General features: G+C 73.0%; 18 protein-coding genes and 5 tRNA genes. 10 read left to right on the top strand and 13 right to left on the bottom strand.

Translation table 11 applies throughout. The annotated features are described in order from the left end of the window. Positions 1-88: 88 nt before the first annotated feature. The 5 genes from ACH4TL_RS08490 to ACH4TL_RS08470 all read left to right on the top strand — a co-directional run bounded on the left by ACH4TL_RS08490 (position 89) and on the right by ACH4TL_RS08470 (position 538). Positions 89-161, top strand: a tRNA-Gly gene (locus tag ACH4TL_RS08490). Positions 162-189: 28 nt separating this feature from the next. Continuing rightward, positions 190-260: transfer RNA gene (locus tag ACH4TL_RS08485), tRNA-Cys, on the top strand. Position 261: 1 nt separating this feature from the next. Then, positions 262-333 (top strand) — tRNA-Val (locus ACH4TL_RS08480). 50 nt (positions 334-383) lie between these two features. Further along, positions 384-455, top strand: a tRNA-Val gene (locus ACH4TL_RS08475). Between the two features lie 11 nt (positions 456-466). Then, a tRNA-Val gene (locus ACH4TL_RS08470) sits at positions 467-538 on the top strand. Between the two features lie 203 nt (positions 539-741). On the opposite strand, the gene ACH4TL_RS08465 is transcribed toward ACH4TL_RS08470, so the two are convergent. Continuing rightward, the gene (locus ACH4TL_RS08465; RefSeq protein ID WP_398293052.1) at positions 742-948 is read right to left on the bottom strand and encodes a hypothetical protein; all 207 of its coding nucleotides are present in this window, start codon (positions 946-948) and stop codon (positions 742-744) included. 645 nt (positions 949-1,593) lie between these two features. On the opposite strand from ACH4TL_RS08465, the gene ACH4TL_RS08460 reads away from it, so the two are divergent. After that, positions 1,594-2,949, top strand: a complete 1,356-nt coding sequence (locus ACH4TL_RS08460; RefSeq protein ID WP_398309962.1) for a serine/threonine-protein kinase — start codon at positions 1,594-1,596, stop codon at positions 2,947-2,949. Between the two features lie 487 nt (positions 2,950-3,436). Here ACH4TL_RS08460 and ACH4TL_RS08455 read toward each other — a convergent pair whose 3' ends face one another. The 9 genes from ACH4TL_RS08455 to ACH4TL_RS08415 all read right to left on the bottom strand — a co-directional run bounded on the left by ACH4TL_RS08455 (position 3,437) and on the right by ACH4TL_RS08415 (position 16,679). Further along, positions 3,437-4,255 (bottom strand): TrmH family RNA methyltransferase, encoded by an 819-nt coding sequence (locus ACH4TL_RS08455; protein ID WP_398309965.1) that lies wholly within the window; start codon positions 4,253-4,255, stop codon positions 3,437-3,439. A gap of 64 nt (positions 4,256-4,319) precedes the next feature. After that, positions 4,320-5,537 (bottom strand): uroporphyrinogen-III C-methyltransferase, encoded by a 1,218-nt coding sequence (gene cobA, locus ACH4TL_RS08450; RefSeq protein WP_398309968.1) that lies wholly within the window; start codon positions 5,535-5,537, stop codon positions 4,320-4,322. A 135-nt stretch (positions 5,538-5,672) separates the two neighbouring features. Beyond that, positions 5,673-10,319, bottom strand: coding sequence for a nicotinate-nucleotide--dimethylbenzimidazole phosphoribosyltransferase (cobT, locus tag ACH4TL_RS08445; protein WP_398309971.1), 4,647 nt, complete (start codon positions 10,317-10,319; stop codon positions 5,673-5,675). Positions 10,320-10,597: 278 nt separating this feature from the next. Next, a complete protein-coding gene (gene cbiE, locus ACH4TL_RS08440; protein WP_398309974.1) occupies positions 10,598-11,851 on the bottom strand; it encodes a precorrin-6y C5,15-methyltransferase (decarboxylating) subunit CbiE in 1,254 nt (417 codons plus the stop codon). A gap of 297 nt (positions 11,852-12,148) precedes the next feature. Beyond that, positions 12,149-12,805: a GNAT family N-acetyltransferase gene (locus tag ACH4TL_RS08435; protein WP_398309977.1), complete on the bottom strand. Its 657-nt coding sequence runs from the start codon at positions 12,803-12,805 to the stop codon at positions 12,149-12,151. 171 nt (positions 12,806-12,976) lie between these two features. After that, a complete protein-coding gene (locus ACH4TL_RS08430) occupies positions 12,977-13,804 on the bottom strand; it encodes a MetQ/NlpA family ABC transporter substrate-binding protein (protein WP_398309980.1) in 828 nt (275 codons plus the stop codon). Between the two features lie 30 nt (positions 13,805-13,834). Further along, positions 13,835-14,548 carry a methionine ABC transporter permease gene (locus tag ACH4TL_RS08425; protein ID WP_398309983.1) on the bottom strand — a complete coding sequence of 238 codons (714 nt, stop codon included), beginning with the start codon at positions 14,546-14,548 and terminating at the stop codon, positions 13,835-13,837. Next, entirely contained in the window at positions 14,545-15,627 is a 1,083-nt protein-coding gene (locus ACH4TL_RS08420; protein WP_398309987.1) for a methionine ABC transporter ATP-binding protein, read from the bottom strand. Before ACH4TL_RS08420 ends, ACH4TL_RS08425 begins: the two co-directional genes overlap by 4 nt. Before the next feature lie 407 nt (positions 15,628-16,034). Next, positions 16,035-16,679: an HAD-IA family hydrolase gene (locus tag ACH4TL_RS08415; RefSeq protein WP_398309990.1), complete on the bottom strand. Its 645-nt coding sequence runs from the start codon at positions 16,677-16,679 to the stop codon at positions 16,035-16,037. Positions 16,680-16,807: 128 nt separating this feature from the next. Between ACH4TL_RS08415 and ACH4TL_RS08410 the strand changes: the two genes are divergently transcribed. Then, positions 16,808-17,176, top strand: coding sequence for a hypothetical protein (locus ACH4TL_RS08410; RefSeq protein WP_398309993.1), 369 nt, complete (start codon positions 16,808-16,810; stop codon positions 17,174-17,176). Further along, positions 17,169-17,567 (top strand): hypothetical protein, encoded by a 399-nt coding sequence (locus ACH4TL_RS08405; RefSeq protein ID WP_398309996.1) that lies wholly within the window; start codon positions 17,169-17,171, stop codon positions 17,565-17,567. The genes ACH4TL_RS08410 and ACH4TL_RS08405 overlap by 8 nt, the downstream gene beginning before the upstream one ends. 305 nt (positions 17,568-17,872) lie before the next feature. Here ACH4TL_RS08405 and ACH4TL_RS08400 read toward each other — a convergent pair whose 3' ends face one another. The 3 genes from ACH4TL_RS08400 to ACH4TL_RS08390 all read right to left on the bottom strand — a co-directional run bounded on the left by ACH4TL_RS08400 (position 17,873) and on the right by ACH4TL_RS08390 (position 20,281). Next, positions 17,873-18,376 carry a GNAT family N-acetyltransferase gene (locus ACH4TL_RS08400; RefSeq protein WP_398309999.1) on the bottom strand — a complete coding sequence of 168 codons (504 nt, stop codon included), beginning with the start codon at positions 18,374-18,376 and terminating at the stop codon, positions 17,873-17,875. A gap of 116 nt (positions 18,377-18,492) precedes the next feature. After that, the gene (locus ACH4TL_RS08395) at positions 18,493-19,014 is read right to left on the bottom strand and encodes an RNA polymerase sigma factor (RefSeq protein WP_398310002.1); all 522 of its coding nucleotides are present in this window, start codon (positions 19,012-19,014) and stop codon (positions 18,493-18,495) included. A 109-nt stretch (positions 19,015-19,123) separates the two neighbouring features. Further along, positions 19,124-20,281 carry a glycerophosphodiester phosphodiesterase gene (locus tag ACH4TL_RS08390; protein ID WP_398310005.1) on the bottom strand — a complete coding sequence of 386 codons (1,158 nt, stop codon included), beginning with the start codon at positions 20,279-20,281 and terminating at the stop codon, positions 19,124-19,126. A gap of 324 nt (positions 20,282-20,605) precedes the next feature. Between ACH4TL_RS08390 and ACH4TL_RS08385 the strand changes: the two genes are divergently transcribed. Together ACH4TL_RS08385 and ACH4TL_RS08380 are read left to right on the top strand one after the other, a co-directional pair. Beyond that, a complete protein-coding gene (locus tag ACH4TL_RS08385) occupies positions 20,606-21,238 on the top strand; it encodes a lysophospholipid acyltransferase family protein (RefSeq protein ID WP_398311536.1) in 633 nt (210 codons plus the stop codon). 142 nt (positions 21,239-21,380) lie between these two features. Next, positions 21,381-22,205: an alpha/beta fold hydrolase gene (locus ACH4TL_RS08380; protein WP_398311539.1), complete on the top strand. Its 825-nt coding sequence runs from the start codon at positions 21,381-21,383 to the stop codon at positions 22,203-22,205. The last annotated feature ends 255 nt before the right edge of the window (positions 22,206-22,460 follow it).

Raw genomic sequence — 22,460 nt, 5'->3', positions numbered from 1 at the left:
CTGCGGAAACGGAATTTGAGCTGGCTCCGGAATCCGCTAGAGTTCAACACGTCGCCGGGACGCGGAAGCGCCCCGGGAAACGACACCTGCGGACGTGGCTCAGTTGGTAGAGCATCACCTTGCCAAGGTGAGGGTCGCGAGTTCGAATCTCGTCGTCCGCTCGGAGTGGGGGTTCACGCCCCCGCGCTTGGTGGAGTGGCCGAGAGGCGAGGCAACGGCCTGCAAAGCCGTCTACACGGGTTCAAATCCCGTCTCCACCTCGGACGATTAGCTCAGCGGGAGAGCGCTTCCCTGACACGGAAGAGGTCACTGGTTCAATCCCAGTATCGTCCACTCGGGACCTTCGTGGTCCCACCCTCCGGGGTCCTCGTGGCCCCACACCCGCGCGATTAGCTCAGCGGGAGAGCGCTTCCCTGACACGGAAGAGGTCACTGGTTCAATCCCAGTATCGCGCACGCAGTCCCCGGGACGATTAGCTCAGCGGGAGAGCGCTTCCCTGACACGGAAGAGGTCACTGGTTCAATCCCAGTATCGTCCACATGGATCGGCCGAGGGCCGGAGCGAGAAGCTCCGGCCCTTTGTCGTGTGCGCTGTTGTGCCGTGCGCTGTTGGCCCAGTAATGGCGCGAGCCCGGACAGCTCCCCAGCTGTCCGGGCTTCGTGCCGTCCGCCGCACCCCCGTCCCCACGGGGTTGATGGCCGGAAGTCCCCGGCCCGGGCCGCTCTCCCGGGCCTGGGGCGCTCAGCGCCCCAGCATTCCCGCCACGGACGACGCTTGTGTGACGACGGCTTCCCAGCCGCCGAACGCGATGCTCAGCAGGACGGCCAGCGGCAGCACCATGGCCGCCGCGACCAGGGGATGACGGGTGCCGGTCTGCGGGCTGCCGAAGGCGTCGAGGGCCCTGCGCCCGCGCGCCCTGACGACTGTGCGACCTACCGTGTCCGCCATCGTCCTTCCTCCGTCACATCTGGAGCGGCGAGCGTCTGACCTCGGGGGACGAGTGCTGCGCCCGCCGCTTGACCTCAACATTAGGCGCGCGGGCCGGTGCGCGGCGTCATGCCCTCGTACCGCTTGCCGGGCCTCCCGGAGGATGACGCCGGACCGGGCCTCGTACTCCCCTGGGTGGAGAAATCCGCCGGGGACTTGGGGTCTTCCCGGAGGGGTCCGCCGGGGCGGACCCGTTTCGGGTGACTTCGCTCACTTCCACCGCCCCGCGCCGCGCCGCCGGCCGGGTCCGCCGCCGCGCCCTCGCGGCCGCCACGTCATACGTCCGGGTCGTGTCGCCCGCGTCCCCCACTGTCTCCACACGATCGCCCTTCACTGCCCCAATTCCCCCTCTGAGACGGTCTTTTGAGATCAAGCACGGGCAGAGCGGGGCACGGATTGCCACGATTCCGGCCCACTTCTCCAGGATCTCGGGCACCGCTGACAATCCATCGGCCGACGCATGCGCGGCCTCTCAGCGCGCGGGGCCGTCAATCCGTAAGCTGTGCACGTCAGACGGACGGCAGTGGACCGGCAGCAGACGGCAGCGGATGGGGCTCCCCACCAAGGGGTGAGGGAAGGGCTCCCCACCGGAGGTAGGGGACGGACATGGCGATGATGCGGCTCCGGCGCGAGGACCCGCGTGTCGTCGGCTCCTTCCGGCTTCACCGGCGGCTCGGCGCGGGCGGTATGGGGGTCGTCTACCTCGGCTCCGACCGGCGCGGGCAGCGGGTGGCGCTGAAGGTCATCCGGCCGGATCTGGCGGAGGACCGCGAGTTCCGGTCGCGGTTCGCCCGCGAGGTGTCCGCCGCGCGGCGGATCCGCGGCGGCTGTACGGCGCGGCTCGTGGCCGCGGACCTGGAGGCCGACCGGCCGTGGTTCGCCACCCAGTACGTGCCGGGGCCCTCCCTGCACGACAAGGTGAACGAGGAGGGCCCGCTTCCGGCCGCGCACGTCGCGTCCGTCGGGTCCGCGCTGGCCGAGGGGCTGTTGGCGGTGCACGAGGCGGGGGTCGTCCACCGCGACCTCAAGCCGTCGAACATCCTGCTCTCCCCCAAGGGCCCGCGCATCATCGACTTCGGCATCGCCTGGGCCACCGGCGCCAGCACGCTGACCCACGTCGGCACGGCCGTCGGCTCCCCCGGCTTCCTCGCCCCCGAGCAGGTGCGGGGCGCGGCCGTCACCCCGGCGACGGACGTCTTCGCGCTGGGCGCGACGCTCGCGTACGCCTCTACGGCGGATTCGCCGTTCGGGCACGGGAGTTCCGAGGTGATGCTGTACCGCGTCGTGCACGAGGAGCCGCAGCTGCTGGGGGTGCCGGACGCGCTGGCTCCGCTGCTGCACGCGTGCCTCGCGAAGGATCCGGAGGACCGGCCGACGACGCTCCAGCTCTCGCTGCGGCTGAAGGAGATCGCGGCGCGGGAGGCGCATGGGCACGGCGCGCCCCATGGGCAGGGTTCGCCCCATGGGCACGGCGGGCATGGCGGGCACGGTCATGCTGCGGACGGGCGTCCCGTGGGGCGTCGGGCCGACGCGTACGCGGACCAGCACACGGAGCGCCGCCCCGGCCCGGGGACGCCGCCCCGGGGTGCGGTGGCGCCGCGGGCGTCGTCGCCGCGGTCCGGGCCGCCCGGTGCGGGCTCGGGGGCGGCGCGTACGGCGGGCCGCAACACCCCGGCGCGGCCTCCGGCGCCGCGCCGCGGCGGCGGGGGCGGGAGCGGGGGCGGCGCTCAGCGGCCCCCGGCCCGTCCGGTCCGCACCGCCCCGAACGGCCGCCGCCCCGGCGGCCCGGACCGGGTCCGGCTGCTGCGGCAGCGGCTGACGGTCTTCGTGGTGGTGACGCTGCTGGTCGCGCTGGGCATCGCGGCGGCCCAGGGCTGCGAGGGCCCGCCCCGCGGCCTGCACGTACCGACGGCGCCTACGGCGCCGGGTGCGCCGGAGGCAGGCCCCGAGAGCGGGCTCTGACCTGGTTGGCCGGGCGCAGCCGCTGGGGTGGTGGTGCCGGGTGCGGGGCCTCCGGGGCAGGGCCCTGGACTCGTATATTTCTGGCGCCGGTGCCCGGAGACGTGGGGTGGGCCGGAAGTAGGCGCCACAAATACACGTCATCGTCCAGGACCCCACCCCTGCGGCCCCACCCCCTCCCCCGTCGCGTCGGCGGCCACCCGCCGGTGGCCCCCGGCTCCCGACCCGCTCCCGGTCCGCCCGGCGAGGCTGGCGCCGGCGGGGGTGGGATGCGACCCCGCCCCCTCCCGTCGCGTCGGCGGCCGCCCGCCGGTGGCCCGGGGCCGGGCCACGTCCGGTTCGCCCGGTGGGCGCGTCCCCACGCCTCCCGCCGTACAGCGCCCACCGGCCGGTGGGCCGACCGGGCCCGGTGCCAGTTCACCCAATGGCGCGGGCAGCGGGGCGGGTGGCCGCACGGCGGCTGCCGGTCGGTGGCCCGGCCGGGGAGCCGTTAGGCGCTTGGGCGGCCTGTCGTTACGGCGTAGAACGCTACGGCTGCCGCTGCGCCTACGTTGAGGGAGTCGACGCCGTGGGCCATCGGGATGCGGACCCATTCGTCGGCGGACATCAGGGCCTGGGTGGAGAGGCCGTCGCCCTCGGCACCGAGCATCAGGGCGACGCGGTCGAGGCGGTGGGGGGCGGCGTCGTCGAGGGAGGTGGCCTTTTCGTCGGGGGTGAGGGCGAGGATCTTGAAGCCCGCGTCCCGGACCGCCTCCAGACCGCGCGGCCAGGTCTCCAGGCGGGCGTACGGGACGGAGAAGACGGCGCCCATGGAGACCTTGACGGAGCGGCGGTAGAGGGGGTCGGCGCAGTCCGGGGAGAGGAGGACGGCGTCCATGCCGAGGGCGGCGGCGCTGCGGAAGATGGCGCCGATGTTGGTGTGGTCGTTGACGGACTCCATGATCACGACGCGTCGGGCGCCGGAGAGGAGTTCCTCGGCCTCGGGCAGCGGTTTGCGCTGCATGGAGGCGAGGGCGCCGCGGTGGACGTGGTAGCCCGTGACGCGTTCGGCCAGTTCGGGGCTGACCGCGTAGACGGGGGCGGGGACGTCCTCGATGACGTCGCGCATGACGTCGACCCACTTGGACGACAGCAGCATCGAGCGCATCTCGTAACCGGCGAGGCGGGCCCGCCGGATCACCTTCTCGCCTTCGGCGATGAACAGGCCCTCGGCGGGCTCGCGCTTGCGCCGTAGCTCCACATCGGTCAGACCCGTGTAGTCGCGCAGCCGCGGGTCGTCGGGATCATCGACGGTGATGAGATCAGCCACTTGAGTGATACTGCCTTGTCCTGGATGCCGTGCCAATGCGGCGACGGGAGGAAGTTACCGGTGGTTACGCCGGACGGGAGCCGACGGAGACCACGTCGCCGATGACGATGACGGCCGGGGGCCGTACGCCCTCGGCGGCGACCGTGTCGCCCACGGTGGCCAGGGTGGCGTCCACGCGGCGCTGGGCGGCGGTGGTGCCCTCCTGGATCACGGCGACGGGGGTGTCCGGGCTCCGGCCGTGGTGGACGAGGGCGGCGGCGATGGCGCCGATCTTCTCGACGGCCATCAGGAGGACGAGCGTGCCGCGCAGGCTGGCGAGCGCGGACCAGTCGACGAGGGAGCGCGGGTCGTCGGGGGCGACATGGCCGCTGACCACGGTGAACTCATGGGCGACCCCGCGGTGGGTGACCGGGATACCGGCGGCGGCGGGGACGCTGATGGAGCTGGAGATGCCGGGGACGACGGTGCAGGGGATACCAGCCTCGGCGAGCGCCTCGGCCTCCTCCATGCCGCGGCCGAAGACGAACGGGTCGCCGCCCTTGAGCCGGACGACCGACTTACCCGCCTTGGCGTGCTCGATCAGCGCGTTGTTGATCGCCTCCTGGGCCATGAAGCGGCCGTACGGGATCTTCGCGGCGTCGATGACCTCGACGTGGGGCGGGAGTTCGTCGAGCAGGTCGCGGGGGCCGAGCCGGTCGGCGACCACGACGTCGGCCTCGGCGAGGAGCCGGCGGCCGCGGACGGTGATCAGGTCCGGGTCGCCGGGGCCGCCGCCTACCAGGGCGACCCGCGGGCCGCGGGTGCGGTGGCGGGGCGCGGCGAGGGTGCCGTCGCGCAGGCCCTCGACCACGGCGTCGCGGACGGCGGCGGAGCGGCGTGGGTCCTGCCCGGTGAGCACGGCGACGGTGACGCCCTCGCTGCGCCCGGTGGCCGGGGTCCACGCGGAGGCAGCCTCGGCGTCGTCGCTGCGTACGCACCACACGCGGCGCGCCTCGGCCTCGGCGGAGGCGGCCGTGTTGGCGGCCGGGTCGTCAGTGGTGATCAGCGCGTACCAGGCGCCCTCGAAGTCGCCTTCGCTGTAGCGGCGGCGCTCCCAGCGCACCTCCCCCGCCTCGGCCATGGCCTCGACGGAGGGCGTCGCGGAGGGCGAGATCAGCAGGACGTCCGCGCCCGCGGCGATCAGCGCGGGCAGCCGCCGCTGGGCGACCTGGCCCCCTCCGAGGACGACGACGCGCCGCCCGGAAAGGCGCAGTCCGACGGGGTATGCGAAGGTCTCGGACATGGCGGTGCGGCTCTCCTCGTGCAGAATGCCTGCCGCTGCGGCGCTGGAGCGGCTGATCAAGTGACGCGATCAAGTGACGCTGATCAAAGGGTGGGGCGTGGCCCCCGCCGACACCTTACGTGGCGGGGGCGCACGTCAGTTCTTCTCCGTGACTCCCGCGGAGTCGAACGTGGCCACCTCGTGCATCGCCCGCGCGGCGCTCTGCACCACGGGGAGGGCGAGCAGGGCGCCCGTGCCCTCGCCGAGGCGCAGGTCCAGGTCGACCAGGGGGCGCAGGCCCAGCTTGTTGAGGGCCGCCACATGGCCCGGCTCGGCGCTGCGGTGGCCCGCGATGCACGCCGCCAGCACCTCGGGGGCGATGGCGCGGGCGACCAGGGCGGCGGCGCCCGCGCTGACGCCGTCCAGGATGACGGGCGTACGGAGGGATGCGCCGCCGAGGAGCAGGCCCGCCATCGCGGCGTGCTCCAGGCCGCCGAAGGCGCACAGGACGCCGATGGGGTCGGCGGGGTCGGGCTGGTGCAGCTCAAGACCGCGCCGTACGACGTCGATCTTGCGCGCGTGCATCTCGTCGTTGATGCCGGTGCCGCGGCCGGTCACCTCGGCAGGGTCGGCGCCGGTGTAGACGGAGACCAGGGCGGCGGAGGTGGTGGTGTTGGCGATGCCCATCTCGCCGGTGAGCAGCGCCTTGTTCCCGGCGGCGACCAGGTCGCGGGCGGTCTCGATGCCCACTTCGAGGGCGCGCAGCACCTCTTCGCGGGTGAGGGCCGGTCCGGTGGTGAAGTCGCCGGTCCCCGCGCGGACCTTGCGCGGCAGCAGGCCGGGGGTGGACGGCAGTTCGCTCGTCACGCCCACGTCCACGACGCACACCTCGGCGCCGACCTGGCTCGCGAAGGCGTTGCAGACGGCGCCGCCGCCCAGGAAGTTGGCGACCATCTGGGCGGTGACCTCCTGCGGCCACGCGGTGACGCCCTGGGCGTGCACCCCGTGGTCCCCCGCGAAGATCGCCACCGCGGCTGGCTCCGGAATCGGCGGCGGGCACTGCCGGGACAGCCCGCTGAGCTGCGCGGAGATGATCTCCAGCATGCCGAGCGCCCCGGAGGGCTTGGTCATCCGCTTCTGCCGCTCCCACGCCTCGCCGAGCGCCTTGGCGTCCAGCGGGCGGATGCCCTGGAGGGTTTCGGTCAGCAGGTTGTGCGGGTCCTCGCCGGGCAGCGCGCGCCGCCCGTACGTCTCCTCGTGGACGACCCACGACAGCGGGCGGCGCTTGGACCACCCGGCCCGCAGCAGCTCCGGCTCCTCCGGGAACTCGTCCACGTACCCGACGCACAGGTACGCCACGGCCTCCAGGTGATCGGGCAGCCCGAGCGTACGGACCATCTCGCGCTCGTCGAAGAAGCTGACCCAGCCCACCCCGAGCCCTTCGGCGCGGGCGGCGAGCCACAGGTTCTCCACGGCGAGCGCCGAGGAGTACGGCGCCATCTGCGGCTGCGTGTGCCGCCCGAGGGTGTGGCGGCCGCCGCGGGTCGGGTCGGCGGTGACGAGGATGTTGATCGGCGTCTCGAGGATCGCCTCGATCTTCAGTTCCTTGAACTGCTTGGCCCGGCCCTTGGGGAGGGACTTGGCGTACGCGTCGCGCTGGCGCGCGGCCAGCTCGTGCATGGTGCGCCGGGTTTCCTCGGAACGGATGACGACGAAGTCCCACGGCTGGGACTGCCCCACGCTGGGCGCGGTGTGCGCGGCTTCCAGTACGCGCAGCAGCACCTCGTGCGGGATGGGGTCGGGCCGGAAGCCGTTGCGGATGTCCCGGCGCTCGCGCATCACGCGGTGCACGGCGGCGCGCTCGGCGTCGTCGTATCCCGCGTCGGCGCGGGGGCCGAGGGGGATGACGACGGGCTCGTCGTCATCCTGGTCCTCCTGGTCCGTGGGCTCCTGATCCTCCTGGTCCTCCTGGTCCCCGGCCTCCTGGTCCGTGGCTTCCGCCTCGGGGGCCTCGTCGGCGGCTTCCGCTTCGGGGGCTGCGTCGGTGGCTTCGTCCTCGGGGGCCTCGCCGTCGGGTGCCTCGGGAGCGCCCTCGTCGGCCGGGGCCTCTGCTCCGGCCGACTCGGCGGAGGCAGGCTCGTCAGCCGCCTGCCCGTCGGCGTCGTCGGGCGCCGCGTCCTGGCCGGGGGCAGCCGGGTCGGCCGGGATCTGCCCATCGGCAGCCTCGGCCAGCGCTTCGGCCTCCTCGCCCGGGTCAGCCGGATCGGCGGCAGCCTGCGTCTCAGCGGGCGTTGCCTGACCGTCAGCGACGGGGGCCTCCGCCTCGTCGGGCGCGGGCTCTACGGCGCCCTCCGCCTCAGCCGCAGCCGGATCGGCGACCGCGTCGGCACCGGCCTCCCCATCGGCGGGCGCAGCCGCGTCAACCGGGTCCGCGCCGGGGCCCTGCGCCTCAGCAGGCGACGCCTGCTCGTCGGCGACCGGGGCCTCCGCCTCAGCAACTGCCTGCCCGTCGGCGGCGTCCAGCGCCGCGTCCTCGCCCGGGTCAGCCGGATCGGCCGGGCCCTGCTCGTCGGCGTCGGCGTCGGCCGGAGCCTGCCCATCGGCAACCGGGGCCTCCGTCTCGCCGGGCGCAGGCTGCGCCTCGGCTTCCGGCGCCGGGGCCTGCGCCTCGGCCTGCGCCTCGGCGTCTGGTGCCGGGGCCTCGCCCGGGCCAGCCGGGTCGGCGGCAGCCTGCGCCTCAGCGGGCGTTGCCTGACCGTCAGCGACGGGGGCCTCCGCCTCGGCGGCAGCCGGGTCGGCAGCGGCCGGAGCCTGCCCATCGGCTGGTGCGTCCACGGCAGCAGGGTCCTGCTCGGCGGCAGGGTCCTGCACCTCAGCGGGCACCGCCTGCCCATCGGCGACCGGGGTCTGCGCCTCGTCGGGCGCGGGCTGCGCGTCGGCCTCTGGCGCCGGGACGTGCGCCTCGGCGGGCGCGTCGGCAGCAGCCGGGGCCTGCTCATCGGCGGGCACAGCCACGTCAGCAGGGTCCTGCGCCTCGGCGGGCACTGCCTGCCCGTCAGCGACCGGCGCTTGCGCCTCGTCGGGCGCGGACTGGACGTCGGCCTCCGGCCCCGGGGCATGGGCCTCGGCGGCAGCCGGATCGGCAATCGGATCGGCAGCACCCGGGGCCTGCCCATCGGCTGGCTCAGCCACGGCGGCAGGGTCCTGCACCTCAGCAGGCACCGCCTGCCCATCGGCAACCAGCCCCTCCGGGGCAGGGGCCTGCTCTTCAGCGGCAGCCGAGTCCACGGCTGCGTCGGCAGCGGCCGGGGTCTGCCCATCGGCGACCGGGGCGTGCGCCTCGCCGAGCGCAGGCTGCGCGTCGGCCTCCGGTGCCGGGGCCTGCTCATCGGCGGGCGCAGCCACGTCAGCAGGGTCCTGCGCCTCGTCGGGCGCGGGCTGGATGTCGGCCTCCGGCTCCGGGGCAAGGGGCTCGGCGGCAGCCGGATCGGCCGTCGGGCCGGCAGCGGCCGGGGCCTGCCCATCGGCGGGCGCAGCCGCGTCAGCAGGGTCCTGCACCTCGGCGGGCACCGTCTGCCCATCGGCAACCAGCCCCTCCGGGGCCAGGGGCTGCGCCTCGGCGGCGGCCGGGGCGTGTCCTTCGGCAATCGGGGCCTGGGCCCCATCGGGCATCGCCTGCACGTCGGCCTCCGGGGCCGGAGCGTACGCCTCGGCGGGGGCCGGGTCGGCGACTATCGCCTGGTCAGGGGTGGGGGCCTCGTGGGGGATCTGGGCCGGGATGACGGCGTGGGGGCCCGCGTAGAGCTGGTCCGGGGTGGCGCCGGGCTGGGTCTGGGCCGGGATGTCGACCGGCTCCTGGATGCCCATCCCGCCCTCGGGCGGGACGTCGGCGTAGCCGAGGTCCATGGGCGCCGGGTGGGCGCCCTCCGGCGGCATCGGGTGGTCGCCGAGACCGACCGTTTCTGCTGGCGGCTGGGGGCCCCAGGCGTCACCGGGCTGCGGGGCGTCGCCGATCTGCGGGATGTCGGCGAGCTGCGGGCCGGAGAGCGTGCCGGGGTCCTCGGGCTGGGACTGGTGGGGCTGGGTGGCGAAGTACTGCGGACCGGCGGCGTACTCGGGGGCGCTGGCGTAGTCGACGCCACCGGGGTACTCGGGCTCCGGCTCCGGCGGGGGCGTCGGCTGGGGCTGCTGGACGCGCGGGGCGGAGTGCCGCCCGGCGGCCGGGCCGCGGTCGGCGAGGGAACGGACCACGCCGCCGGAGGTGTCGGGCACGGGCGGGCCCATGTGCAGGGGGCGGCGGGGAGGCGTGGGGGGCGCGGCGTGCGCGGCGGGGGCCGGGGGCGGCTTCGGCGCGGCGGGCTGCTCCGGCGCCGGGTGGGTGACCGGCCCGGCCGGGGGGTCGGCCACCGGCTGCGGCTCGGGCATCTGGGTGTCGGCGTACGCGGCCATGCCGGGGTCCAGCACCCCGCCCTCGTACAGCCCGTGGCCCGGCTCCTGCGGCTGCGGGTACATCGGCTGCTGCTGCATCGCGGCGGCGGCCTGCATCTGCTGCTCGTACAGCGCCTGCTGGTCGTACTGCATCTGCATCTGCGGGTCGTACTGGGCCTGCTGCTCGCTCCAGGCGCCCTGGGCGCCCGGCATCAGCAGCAGGTCGTCCTCCTCGCCGCCGGTTTCGGGGCCGTCGACGAAGGTGTAACCGGCGTCGGCAGGCGGGGCGTGGACATCCGCCGGGTGCGGTTGTCCGAGTCGTCCGCCTGCGTTCTCCGGCAGTCCCTCGCCCGGGACCTGGCCGGTGTCGGTCATGCGTACCCCTCGCCCATCGCTAGTGCTCCTTCCAACCGCCTACCGCCGGGAGCAAGCCCCGTGAGCAAGAACGAGCGTGCGCCGTGCGCGGCACGTAGCACGCCCGAGGCTTGCCTACCGCCGCCCGATAAAGGAGAGGCACATTCCGGCCTTTGGCCGATAAAGCGCCGAACACCGGGCAGCGGTACAGGCAGTACAACGATCCGCCAGCCTACCCCGCGCGACGCTTCAGGAAGGTCACCGGGGCGAAGCTCGGGGCGAACGTCACAGAGACAAAATCACTGGTGCGGGCGGTGTCCGCAGACGAGGAAGGCGACCGCGCGCTCGCGTTCGGCCCATACCCGGGTGTCCAGTTCGACGGATTGGAGCAGCAGACACTCGACCCCGTAGCCGCCGTCCTCCAGGGCGGCGCCGATGGCTTCCGCCTCGTCGCGGGTGGCGGCGTGGGTGACGATGCGCTCGGGGCGGCGCGCGGCGCACGCGGCGACGACGGGCGCTCCCCCGCCGCCGATGCGGACGACGTCCGGTTCGGGCAGGTCTTCGAGGACTTCGGGCGCGGTGCCGTGGACGACCTGGAGCTGGACGCCGAAGCGGCGGGCGAGCGCTTCGGTGCGTTCGCAGGCGTCGGGGTCGCGGTCGACGGCGATGACGGCGGCGCCGAAACCGGCGGTCTCGACGGCGGCGGCGCCGCTGCCCGTGCCGATGTCCCAGATCAGGTCGCCGACGCGGGGGCCGAGGCGGGCGAGTTGGAAGGCGCGCAGCTGCTGCGACTCGTGCTCGCCGAGGACGGTCGCGTACGCGGGGGCGGGCAGCGCCCAGCCGCGTACGGAGCCGGGGTAGCCGGGGTCGCGCCCGGCGATCCAGCCGCCGCTCTGGAGCGCGCCGCGGGCGGGCCCTGCGGGGGCGCCGACGGGGGTGGCGGCGACGCCGGAGCCGCCGATGACGATGACGACGTTGGGGTCGCGCCAGGTGTGGTCTGCGGCCTTGTCGGAGGTCAGCACGGTGACCTGCTCGCGTTCGGTGCCCAGGGCCTCGCAGATGACGAAGGTGCGGTGCACCGGGCCGAGGAGCAGGGCGAGTTCCGCGGGTCCCGCGCCCGGTGAGGTGAGGACGGCGACCTTGGTGTGGGCGCGGCATACGTTGACGGCGCGCCGCAGGTCGCGGCTGTGGGCGACGACGACCTGGGCGTCGTCCCAGGGCATCCCGGCGCGGGCGAACGCGGCGGCGACGGAGGAGACGGCGGGCACGACCTCGACCTCCAGGCCGTGCTCGGGGGCGCGCAGGGCGCGTACGACGCCGAAGAAGCCGGGGTCGCCGTCGGCCAGGACCACGGCCGAGCCGCGGTGCTGGGCGATGCGGCGGGCGGCGAGGTCCACGCTGCCGAGCCGGATGCGTTCGGCGCCGGGCGGGACTTCCGGCAGCGCCAGGTGGTGGGCGGCTCCGGCCACGAGGGTGGCCGCGCTGAGGGCGGATCGGGCCACGTCCATGAGCGGGGAGCCGTCCCAACCGATCACCGTGACGCGGTCGGCCATCGTCGTCTGTCTCCCCTGTGTGTCGCAGGAACGTGTCGCAGGAACATGTCGCAGGTCGGTCGCGTGCCGCGACGGCCGGGGCGGGTGCGCCGCGGTGCGCGTGCCGTGGACGCGCGTATCGCGGCGGTGGGCGGGCCGGACCGCAGGTGTTCAGCCCGGAGAGGTTACCCCGCCCGGTCCGGGCCACCGGACCGGGGGCAGGGGCGGAGGTGGTGTGCCGGGGCGCACCGGAGGCACTACGCGCCGGGGTTCAGCACCGGGCAGCAGCGGCAGAGCAGCAGCACCGGGCGTGGTCCGTCAGCGCCAGTCGGTGTACTCGGAATACGTCGGGAAGATGCTGAAACCCTCCGTCTCGTCCCGCTGCTCGGGCGCGCCCTCCAGATCCTCGGGCAGCAGGCTCCAGACGATGAGGTCGGTGCGCACATCGGTCCAGCCGCCGTCCTCCGTCTGGGTGCGCGCTATGTACGCGTTGCGGAGCACGCCCTCGCTGATGCAGCCGACCTTCTGCGCGACCTGCTGCCCGGCGGTGTTGCCCGCGGCGGTACGCAGCTCGAGACGCTCGAACTTCTGGTCCTGGAACAGCCAGCGGGCGACGGCCAGCACCGACTCCACGGCATAGCCCTCGCCGCGCGCCCACGGGGCGGTGATATAGCTGATCTCGCTGCCCAGCACCTTCCAGTCGGTGTTGCGCAGATGCACGATTCCGACGAGCCGCTGGGTGAGGAATTCGGCGACCGCGAAGACGATTCCGCGTCCCGTGGTGCGTTCGGCGGGGGCGAGCCGCAGCGCCTGGTCGCGCGCGTCGCGATGGGTGTACGGGTGGGGGGCCCGGCTCCAGGTGATGATGAGTTCGTCGTTCATCATGTCCGCGAGCGCGGGCACGTCCGCTTCCTCGAACGGGCGCAGCACCAGCCGTTCCGTGCTGATGGAGATGTCCGGGAAAGTGGATGTCATGCGCCGCTCCGTAACCGGGGGTCGTTTCAAAGTCGTGGCGAAGAGCCCAGCATGCAGCATCGGCCAGGCGAAATGCAGCACGGGGTGCGGAAACGGAAGACCCCGCATCCGATTGTCGCCCGGATGCGGAGCCTTGCGTGGTGCGTCGGTGGTTTTTCGGAATGGTAGGTATCAGAACGACGCGAGGACGGATCCGTCGTACTTGTCCTTGATGAACTTCTTCACCTGCGGCGAGGTGAGGAGCTTGGCGAGCTTCTTGACCCGGGGGTCGTCCTCGTTGCCCTTCTTCACGGCGAGGAAGTTGCCGTAGGGGCTGTTGTCCGGGGACTCCAGGATCAGCGCCTCCTTGGCGGGCTTGAGGTGAGCCTGGATGGCGTAATTGCCGTTGATGACGGCGGCGTCCACATCGTCCAGGGACCGCGGCAGCTGGGGCGCCTCCAGCTCCTTGAACTTCAGGTTCTTCGGATTGTCCGCGATGTCCTTGGGGGTGGCCTCGGTGCCGACGCCCTTCTTGAGCTTGATGATGCCGTGGGAGTCCAGCAGCTGGAGCGCCCGGGCCTCGTTCACCGCGTCGTTGGGGACGGCGACGGTGGCGCCCTTCTTGAGGTCGTCGGCCTTCTTCACCTCGTGCGAGTACAGGCCCAGCGGCTCCAGGTGCACGGTGACGACGGGCACGATGTCGCCGCCGCGCTTCTTCGTGTAGTCGTCGAGGAACGGCTTGTTCTGGAAGTAGTTGGCGTCCACCGAGCCGTCCTGGGTGGCGGGGTTCAGCGAGTTGTAGTCGGTGAACTCCTTGACCTCCAGCTTGAGCCCTTCCTTCTTGGCCAGGTGGTCCTTGACGTAGTTCAGTATCTCGGCGTGCGGGACGGGGTTCGCGCCGACGACGAGCGGGCCGTTCTTGTCGGTGCTGCCCGAGCTCGGCGGGGCGCAGGCGGACGCACCGGCGGCGAGCGCGGCGGCGGCGAGCAGGGTGACGGAGGTCTTGATGCTGTTACGCACGAAAAGTGCCTTTCGGGGGACGGGGTGTCGTCAGGAGGTCTTGGTCCGGGAGCGCAGCAGCACCAGCCGGGGCGCGGCCGAGTCGGGGCTGCGGTGGGAGAGGGCGCGGGCCGCGAGGTCGCCCGCGAACTGGATGAGGGAGATCACCACGGCGAGGATGGCCACGGTGACCCACATCAGCTCGGTCTCGAACCGCTGGTAGCCGTAGCGGACGGCGAGGTCGCCCAGGCCGCCCGCGCCGACCGTGCCGGCCATCGCGGAGTAGCCGATGAGCGCGACGATCGTGGTGGTGGCGCTGGAGATCAGCGACGGCAGCGACTCGGGCAGCAGGACCTTGCGTACGACGGTCCAGGTGGAGCCGCCCATCGCCTGCACGGCCTCGACCAGCCCGCCGTCGACCTCGCGCACGGAGGTCTCCACGAGGCGGGCGTAGAAGGGGATGGCGCCGATCGCCAGCGGCACGATCGCGGCCGCCGGGCCGATGGTGGTGCCCACGATGGCGCGGGTGAAGGAGATCAGCGCGACCATGAGGATGATGAACGGCATCGAGCGGGCGATGTTGACCACCTGACCGACGACCTTGTTCACGACCACGTTCGGCAGTACGCCGCCGCGGTCGGTGAGCACCAGCAGCACACCGAGCGGCAGTCCGCCGACGATCGCGATGACGGCCGACCAGCCGACCATCCACAGGGTTTCCAGACACGCCTGCTGCAACAGGGGCTGCATCTCGGACCAGGTCACTTGGCGCCCTCCTTGAGCACGGCGGTCTGCTTGGCACCGGCCACACCGGCCACGTCCGCTACGTCGACCTGGAGGCCCTGCTCCCGCAGGAAGCCGATCGGCACGACGTTCTCCTCGAACGGCCCTGGCAGCTCGATGCGCATCCGGCCGACCTGGCCGCCGCCGACGGTGTCCATCGCGGCACCGAGGATCGATATGTCGATGTTGTATGTACGGGACAGCTGCGAGATCACCGGCTTGGCCGCGGCCTCGCCCTGGAACGTCAGGTCCACGACCGTGCGGTCCTCGCCCGAGGGCTCCCCGCCGACCGGGAACAGCTCCTGCGCCAGCTGCGAGCCGGGGGTGGCCAGCAGCTCGGTGACCGTGCCGGACTCCACGATCCGGCCGTCGCTCATCAGCGCGGCCGAGTCGCAGATCGTCTTGACGACGTCCATCTCGTGCGTGATCAGCAGCACGGTCAGGCCCAGCTGCCGGTTGAGGTCGCGCAGCAGCTGGAGGATCGAGCGGGTGGTCTCGGGGTCGAGCGCGGAGGTCGCCTCGTCGGACAGCAGCACCTTCGGGTCGCCCGCGAGCGCGCGGGCGATGCCGACGCGCTGCTTCTGGCCGCCGGAGAGCTGCGCGGGGTACGCCTTGGCCTTGTCGGCGAGGCCGACCAGGTCCAGCAGCTCCAGAGCCTTGCGGGTGCGCTCCTTACCGGAGACGCCGAGGATCTCCAGCGGCAGCTCGACGTTGTCGCGCACGGTGCGCGAGGAGAGCAGGTTGAAGTGCTGGAAGACCATGCCGATGCGGCTGCGCGCCTGGCGCAGTGCGGAACCGGCCCTCCCCCAGCTACCGCTGGGAGGTGCCCCCTGCCCCCGTCCCGCGAGCGCCGTGAGGTCCTGACCGGCGACGGTGACCGTGCCGGAGGTGGGGCGCTCCAGGAGGTTGACGCAGCGGATGAGCGTGGACTTCCCGGCGCCGCTCTGACCGACGACGCCGTACACCTCGCCCTCGCGGACGTGCAGATCGACGCCGTCGAGGGCGGTGACCTCGCGGCCTCGTGAGCGGTAGACCTTCGTCAGGTCCGTAGTCGTGATCACAGGGTTTCCGTCACTGTTGAGTGCAGGGCGGTTGTGCCGCCGGGCACGGTTCATTCCTTGCGGAAGCGGCGTGTGCGGGCCGAGGGCGTGCGCGGTGTGGGCGCGGTGCGGCTCGGTGGTGCGGTGACGCGGGGCAGGCCGATCCCCGCGCACGGGGCGCGGGGACATGGGCGCAGCGGGTCTCGCTTCGGGGCGCGAGGCTCAGGCAGGGGCCCTCAGCGGTCGCACATTCGACACCGACAACGAGCACCGGGCGTCGTCATCGCCTCGGTCGCAGGGGTGCGGCAGCTCGTCGTGGTCATGGCCGCCAGTAAACCAGAGACCCTGACGGGCCCATCAAGCATGTCCGCATTACGGACATCGAAGTCCAGTCCGTGGACAATAGGGGGTGGGTTCCGCGGCTCGGTTCACTCCCCCGCGACGATCTCCACTCCCCCGTCGACGGCGCGTGCCGACACGGCCGACAGGTCCTCCACCACGACGTCCGCCTCCAGCTCGTCGCGGCCGGTCGTTGTGGCCAACGCCACGGTCCGCATCCCGGCGGCCCGGGCCGCGGCCAGCCCGGCCGGGGCGTCCTCGAAGACCACGCAGCGGGCCGGGTCGGCGCCCAGCTTCGCGGCCGCCAGCAGGAACGGCTCGGGGTCCGGCTTGCCGCGGGTGATGTCGTCCGCGGTGATCAGCAGCCCCGGGCGTATCCCGGCCTCGGCGAGGCGCGCCTCGGCCAGCGCGCGGCCCGCGGAGGTCACCACGGCCCAGCGCTCCCGGGGCAGCGCGGCCAGCAGATCGAGGGTGCCGGGCAGCAGCCGCACCCCGCCCGGGACGTCCTCGACCTCCAGCTCGTCGATGCGGCGGCGGGCCTCGGCGACGCGGTCGGCCGGGAGCAGATCGCCGATGATGTCGGCCGCCGGGCGGCCGTGCAGCTCGACCCGCGCGAACGCCTCCGTCACGCCGTACTCCTCGGCCCAGCGGGTCCAGCAGCGGACCACGGACTCCATGGACGAGACGAGGGTTCCGTCGTTGTCGAACAGCAGCGCGTCAGCGGTGATCTTCATGGGGCGCAGCGTACGGGGCGGGTCGGGGCCGATCGCAACGCGGCCATTCGGGCCGATTACAGTCGTCCCATGCTTGTCACCCCCTGTGTGCGGTACCGCACCGCGCGGCTCCGTCGGCGGAGGTTCCGTTGATCGACGCGCTGACCGCCGTGCTCGGCGCGACCGCCCTCGCGCTCGCCGCGTGGTGCGGCTTCGCCGCCTACCGCGACCAGCCCACGAAGGACTGGCACTTCATCGGCATGGCCGTGGTGTCCCTGCTGGCGATCGTCCAGCTGGTCATCGGGATCGTGCGGCTGGCGCAGGGCGAGAAACCCGAACAGGGCGTGGCGATCTTCATCGCCTATCTGGTCGGCTCGGCGCTGGCCGTGCCGATCGCGGCCTTCATGTCGCTGGCGGAGCGGACCCGGTGGGGCTCGGCCACGGTGGCGGCGGCGGCGCTGGTGCTGGCGGTGCTGGAGGTACGGCTGTACGACATCTGGGGAGGCGTGGGTGGCTGAGTCGGCGCGTACGGGGCTTGGGCAGGGGCCGGGGCGGTTGCTGGTCCTGCTGTACGGGGTGTTCACGGTGGCCGCGGCGTCGCGCTCGCTGTATCAGCTGATCGCGCAGTTCGACGAGGCGCCGCTCGCGTATCTGCTCTCGGCGGTGTCCGCCGTGGTGTACGCCTTCATCACGGTCTCGCTGGTGCGGGGTGGGGAGGGGGCGCGGAAGGCGGCGATGGTGTGTTGCGGGGCGGAGCTGGTGGGTGTGCTCACGGTCGGCACGTGGACCCTTGCCGATCCGTCGGCCTTCCCTGACCAGACGGTCTGGTCCGACTACGGGATGGGGTACCTCTTCATCCCGATCTTCCTCCCCGTGACCGGCCTCCTCTGGCTCCGCCGCAGGGATTAGCCCCCCGCCCCTTCCCGAACCCGGGGCTCCGCCCCGGACCCCGGTAGGGGCTCCGCCCCCACACGCCCGCTCCTCAAACTCCCCCAGCTACCGCTGGGAGGTGCCCCCAGGGGGCTGAGTGGTACTGCCCGGAGGGGCTGGATCTGTCACCTGGTTGTGGGCAATCGTTCCGCGGGGCGGAACGGGTGGGCGCAACCCGGCCACCGGCCCGCACCCGGCAACGAAGCCCCGAGGGGCAAGGCACCCCGGCCGCACCCCGGCAACGGCGCCGGACGGGCTGGTTGCCCAGCCCGTCCGGGGAGCGCCTACGCGCTGGCCGCGAAGGCCGAGGCCGTGGCGTCCTTCTCCAGGGTGACCAGGCTCAACCGCCGGTTGACCTCCTCGGTGCCCACCTGGGCGTACCCGTACTTGCGGTACAGGCGCAGGTTGCCGTCGTTCCGATGACCCGTGAGGAGCCGGTAGCGCTTGGCGGCGCGCTCCTCCGTCAGGCGCGCCTCGATCGCCGCGAGCAGGCGCCCGCCCAGCCCGTGCCGCTGCATCCGCGGGTGGACGATGAGCTTGCCGATGGCCGCGGTGCCCTTGTCGTCGACGGCGCCCCGGACCGAGCCGACGACCTCGGCACCGAGCCGGGCCACCAGCACACAGCCCTGGCCCAGTTCGGCGCGCAGGTCGTCCAGCGTCTGCGTCAGCGGCTCGATGGAGTAGTCCCCGTAGAGCTCGGCCTCGCCCTGATAACAGAGGTACTGGAGCTTGAGGATCTGCTCGGCGTCGTCCGCGGTCGCCGCGGAGATGGTCACGCTCATGCCCATGTGCGCATGCCTCCCCATGTGTCGGTCCGCCGGCCGCCTGAGGGTAGGGGCGACCGGGGTTCATTGCCTGGTGAGGAGAGGCCACGGGTGGTGGCCGACTCCTGGGCGCCGATTGTCTAACGCTCCTTTCCCCACGGTTCAGGAGCCGCAACCTCCGCCGTGAGCATTCTGCGCAGGCAACCCAGACATCGGGAACGTACCGGGCCGAGACTGCCCTGTGAGATACCCAACTCACCCGCGATCTCGCGATATGTCAGCTCGGGCCAGGTCAGCATGGTCCCGAGCAGCCTCGGGCAGCGGCCGGGCAGCCGCCGCACCAGGGCGCGCAGCGCCGAGCCGTTCAGGGCGGTGAGCGCGGCGTCCTCGGCGGGGCGGGGGTCGCGGCCGTTCGGCGGGCCGCCGCCGAGCGGGTCGTACGGGACCTCCAGGCGTGCCCGGCGCCGGGCCCCGCGCACCTCGGCGCGGACCGCGCGGCGCAGCCAGCGCGCGGGCTGGGGCGGCGGGCCGCTGTCCCGGGTGCGCTCCAGCAGCCGCAGCCAGACGGCCTGCTCCAGCTCGGCGGGGTCGACCCCCGCGCCGTACGCCTCGGCCGCCGCCTCGGCGGCGAGCAGCGGACGCAGTTGCTCCACAAGGTCCATGCCGGGCGGGACGTGGCCCGCTCGGCGGGCGGTTGCCGGGCGACGGGTGTCTCACCCGACCGGGGTGGGGGTGGGCCGCGCCTTGACGACGGGCGGCCCACCACAACTCCTACTTACGGAAGTCCGCGGCCGCCAGCAGCGCGGTGTCCGGGTTGTCGGAGAAGATCCCGTCGATACCGGTGTCGAAGTACGCCTTGAAGGCGCCGAAGGCGTCCCCGTACGCGTTCGGGTCGCTGCCCTTGCGGAAGTCGGCGGGCAGGAACGTGTTCTCGTTGCGCATGGTGTACGGGTGCAGGACCAGCCCGGCCGCGTGCGCGTCCTTGACCACGCTGGTCGGGGTGCCGAGCTTGCCGTCGGACGTGCGCGGGATGATCACCGACAGGTCGGGGCCGATGCCCTGGGCGTAGCTCGCGATCCACTTCAGGCCCTCGGGCTTGACGAGGTCCGCGACCGTCCGCGGGTCGTTCGCCTCGACGAAGTCCCAGGGGCGGCTGGTCATGGTGGACAGCAGCACGACCGCCGGGGTGTCGACCAGCTTGCGCAGCCGCTGGATGCTGCTCGGCTCGAAGGACTGGAGGAACAGCGCCGCGTCCTTCTTGTGGCGCCCGTACTTGCGGAGCAGCTTCGCGACCCGCTCCTCCAGGCCGAGGCCGAGCTTGCGGAAGTAGGTGGGGTGCTTGGTCTCGACGTACAGCCAGACCTTCCGGCCCCGCTTGCGGCCCTCGCGGTCGGCCCACTGGAGCACCTCTTCGAAGGTGGGCACCTCCCAGCGGCCGTCGTAGAGCGTGTTGCGCTGGCGGTTGCCGGGGATGCGCTCCTTGGCGCGCAGCGTCTTCAGCTCGGCGAGGGTGAAGTCCTCGGTGAACCAGCCGGTCAGCTTGGTGCCGTCGACCGTCTTGGTGGTCTTGCGGTCGGCGAACTCCGGGTGGGCGGAGACGTCGGTGGTGGCCGTGATGTCGTTCTCGTGACGGCACACCAGATGCCCGTCCTTGGTGGGGACGAGATCCTGCTCGACGATGTCCGCGCCCATGTCCAGCGCGAGCTGGTACGAGCCGAGCGTGTGCTCGGGGCGGTAGCCGGAGGCACCGCGGTGGCCGATCACGGTCGGCACCGGCAGCCCGCGCACGGGCCCGGGCTTCCCCGCGACGCCCGGCTCCGCGGCGGTGGCCGTGCCCGCGCCGCCCAGCGCCATCGCTCCCGCACCGAGGGCCGCGGCCCCCAGCAGGGCGCGCCGCCCGGGCTGTTGCTCGCGCTGTTCGCGCTCCATGAGCACTCCTCGCTCTGGTGTCCAGCACCGTCAATTCCTGTCAGAGGACGGGCTGATGGTAGGCGGGTGTGCCTTTCCTATGGGAGACCTGCGACGAAACGCGTGGGAAACGGGTGTCAACACTGCGTATCAGGTGGGTGAACCCGGTGTGCGGCCTGGCCTGACCGGCGAGTATCGTCCTCATCGGCGTTGTTGTGCGGCGACGGGTTGACTCCGGATCGATTCCGGGTCGACCGATCGCATGGCGGACGCACCCGACCTTGACCCCGACCGGAGGGCCCGTTGTCCCGTTTCGTGTTCCTGAAGGCAGTACTCGGTCCGCTGATGCGCCTCATGTTCCGTCCACGGGTCGAGGGCGCGGAGCGCATTCCCGGCTCCGGTCCGGTGATCCTCGCCGGGAACCACCTCACCTTCATCGACTCGGTGATCCTGCCGCTCGTGTGTGACCGTCAGGTCTTCTTCATCGGCAAGGACGAGTACGTGACGGGGAAGGGCCTCAAGGGCCGCCTGATGGCCTGGTTCTTCACCGGCGTCGGCATGATCCCGGTCGACCGGGACGGCGGGCACGGCGGCGTCGCCGCGCTGATGACCGGCCGCCGGATCCTGGAGGAGGGCAAGGTCTTCGGCATCTACCCCGAGGGCACCCGCTCCCCCGACGGCCGCCTCTACCGCGGCCGCACCGGCATCGCCCGGCTCGCCCTGATGACCGGCGCGCAGGTCGTGCCGTTCGCGATGATCGGCACCGACCGGCTCCAGCCGGGCGGCAAGGGCCTGCCGCGCCCCGGGCGGGTGGCGGTGCGGTTCGGTGAGCCGCTGGAGTTCACCCGCTACGAGGGCATGGACCGCGACCGGTACGTGCTGCGGGCGGTGACCGACGAGGTCATGAGCGAGGTCATGCGGCTGTCCGGGCAGGAGTACGTGGACATGTACGCGACCAAGGCGAAGGCGGCGGCCTGAGGCGATCGGAGGCTGATATCAAAGTGTCAGCTTCTGCCCCTCTTCGCTCGGTTCCGGTCATTGTCCTGTCACCGTCGGTAGGGCCCTCCCCTGCACTGGTCTCACGCCCGGGACGGCCACTACCGTGCCGCGGGTGACGACAATGACCGTGCCCTCCCCCGACTTCGTGTCCCTCCGCGGTCGTCGGTTCGCCCTCACCGACTTCGGCGGACCTGGGACCCCGGTCCTCGCCCTCCACGGGCACTTCGGCCGCGGCCGGATGTACGCGCCGCTGGCCGCCGCCCTGGCCCCCGCGTACCGGGTGATAGCGCTCGACCAGCGGGGACACGGGCTGACCGGGGGCGGCGGGCCGTTCACCCTGGACGAGTACGTCGCCGACGCCGCCGCCCTCCTGGACGAGCTGCGGCGGCCAGGACCGGTGCCGGTCGTCGCCCACTCCACGGGCGCGGTCGCCGCGTACGCCCTCGCGGCGCGGCACCCGGAGCTGGTGAGCGCCCTCGTCGTCGAGGACATAGGAGCCGTGACGGACCGTCCGGTGGTCGCCCACCCCGTCCTCGACGTCACCGGATGGCCCACCTGGGCAGCCGACCGCGAGGCCCTGCGCGCCCAGATCGAATCCCGCGGCATCGCGGACGCCTCGTACTTCCTCGACAGCGCGGAGCCGGATCGGGCGACCGGTGGATGGCGACTGCTGTTCGAACCCGCCCACATGATGGCCTCTCAGGAGGCGATGCGGGGCGACTTCTGGTCCGAATGGCTCGGCTCGGTCTGCCCGGCCCTGCTGATGCACGGCGAACACAGCTCCTTGCTGCCGCCCGGTCACGCCCGCGAAATGGCGCGGCGGCGGCCGCGGACGACGCTGCGGGAGTTCGCGGGGTGCGGGCACTGGATCCACGACGACGCGCCGAAGGAGTACGCGTGGGCGGTGGGCCGCTTCCTGAGCTCGCTGTCGGCGGACGAGGCGTAGCCTTTCCCCGCCCCGGCCCCCGCTGGGGCTCCGCCCCAGACCCGGACCGCAGGATGCCCGCCGGGGGGACGAAGCCGGGCCGCCGCCCCCTGAGGTCTCGTCGCCGAGCACAGGCCGGTAACCGGGGCACCGCCCGGCGCGGGCCGGTAGCCGGGGCGCTGCCCCCTGAGGTCTCGCCGCTCAGTGCGGGCCGGTGGCCAGGTCCCGCCCCTACGGGGTCCACCATCCGGCCCCCTGGGGGCACACCTCCCAGCG

The sequence above is a fragment of the Streptomyces sp. NPDC021115 genome, from assembly GCF_044333065.1.
GTDB lineage: Bacteria > Actinomycetota > Actinomycetes > Streptomycetales > Streptomycetaceae > Streptomyces.
This window is presented reverse-complemented; position numbering and strand designations above follow the sequence as displayed.

Coding starts and splice junctions, on each gene's coding strand:
- ACH4TL_RS08465 (WP_398293052.1), bottom strand. CDS start 948: ATGGCGGACACGGTAGGTCGCACAGTCGTCAGGGCGCGCGGGCGCAGG.
- ACH4TL_RS08460 (WP_398309962.1), top strand. CDS start 1,594: ATGGCGATGATGCGGCTCCGGCGCGAGGACCCGCGTGTCGTCGGCTCC.
- cobA (WP_398309968.1), bottom strand. CDS start 5,537: ATGTCCGAGACCTTCGCATACCCCGTCGGACTGCGCCTTTCCGGGCGG.
- cobT (WP_398309971.1), bottom strand. CDS start 10,319: ATGACCGACACCGGCCAGGTCCCGGGCGAGGGACTGCCGGAGAACGCA.
- cbiE (WP_398309974.1), bottom strand. CDS start 11,851: ATGGCCGACCGCGTCACGGTGATCGGTTGGGACGGCTCCCCGCTCATG.
- ACH4TL_RS08435 (WP_398309977.1), bottom strand. CDS start 12,805: ATGACATCCACTTTCCCGGACATCTCCATCAGCACGGAACGGCTGGTG.
- ACH4TL_RS08415 (WP_398309990.1), bottom strand. CDS start 16,679: ATGAAGATCACCGCTGACGCGCTGCTGTTCGACAACGACGGAACCCTC.
- ACH4TL_RS08400 (WP_398309999.1), bottom strand. CDS start 18,376: ATGGGCATGAGCGTGACCATCTCCGCGGCGACCGCGGACGACGCCGAG.
- ACH4TL_RS08395 (WP_398310002.1), bottom strand. CDS start 19,014: ATGGACCTTGTGGAGCAACTGCGTCCGCTGCTCGCCGCCGAGGCGGCG.
- ACH4TL_RS08390 (WP_398310005.1), bottom strand. CDS start 20,281: ATGGAGCGCGAACAGCGCGAGCAACAGCCCGGGCGGCGCGCCCTGCTG.
- ACH4TL_RS08385 (WP_398311536.1), top strand. CDS start 20,606: ATGCGCCTCATGTTCCGTCCACGGGTCGAGGGCGCGGAGCGCATTCCC.
- ACH4TL_RS08380 (WP_398311539.1), top strand. CDS start 21,381: ATGACCGTGCCCTCCCCCGACTTCGTGTCCCTCCGCGGTCGTCGGTTC.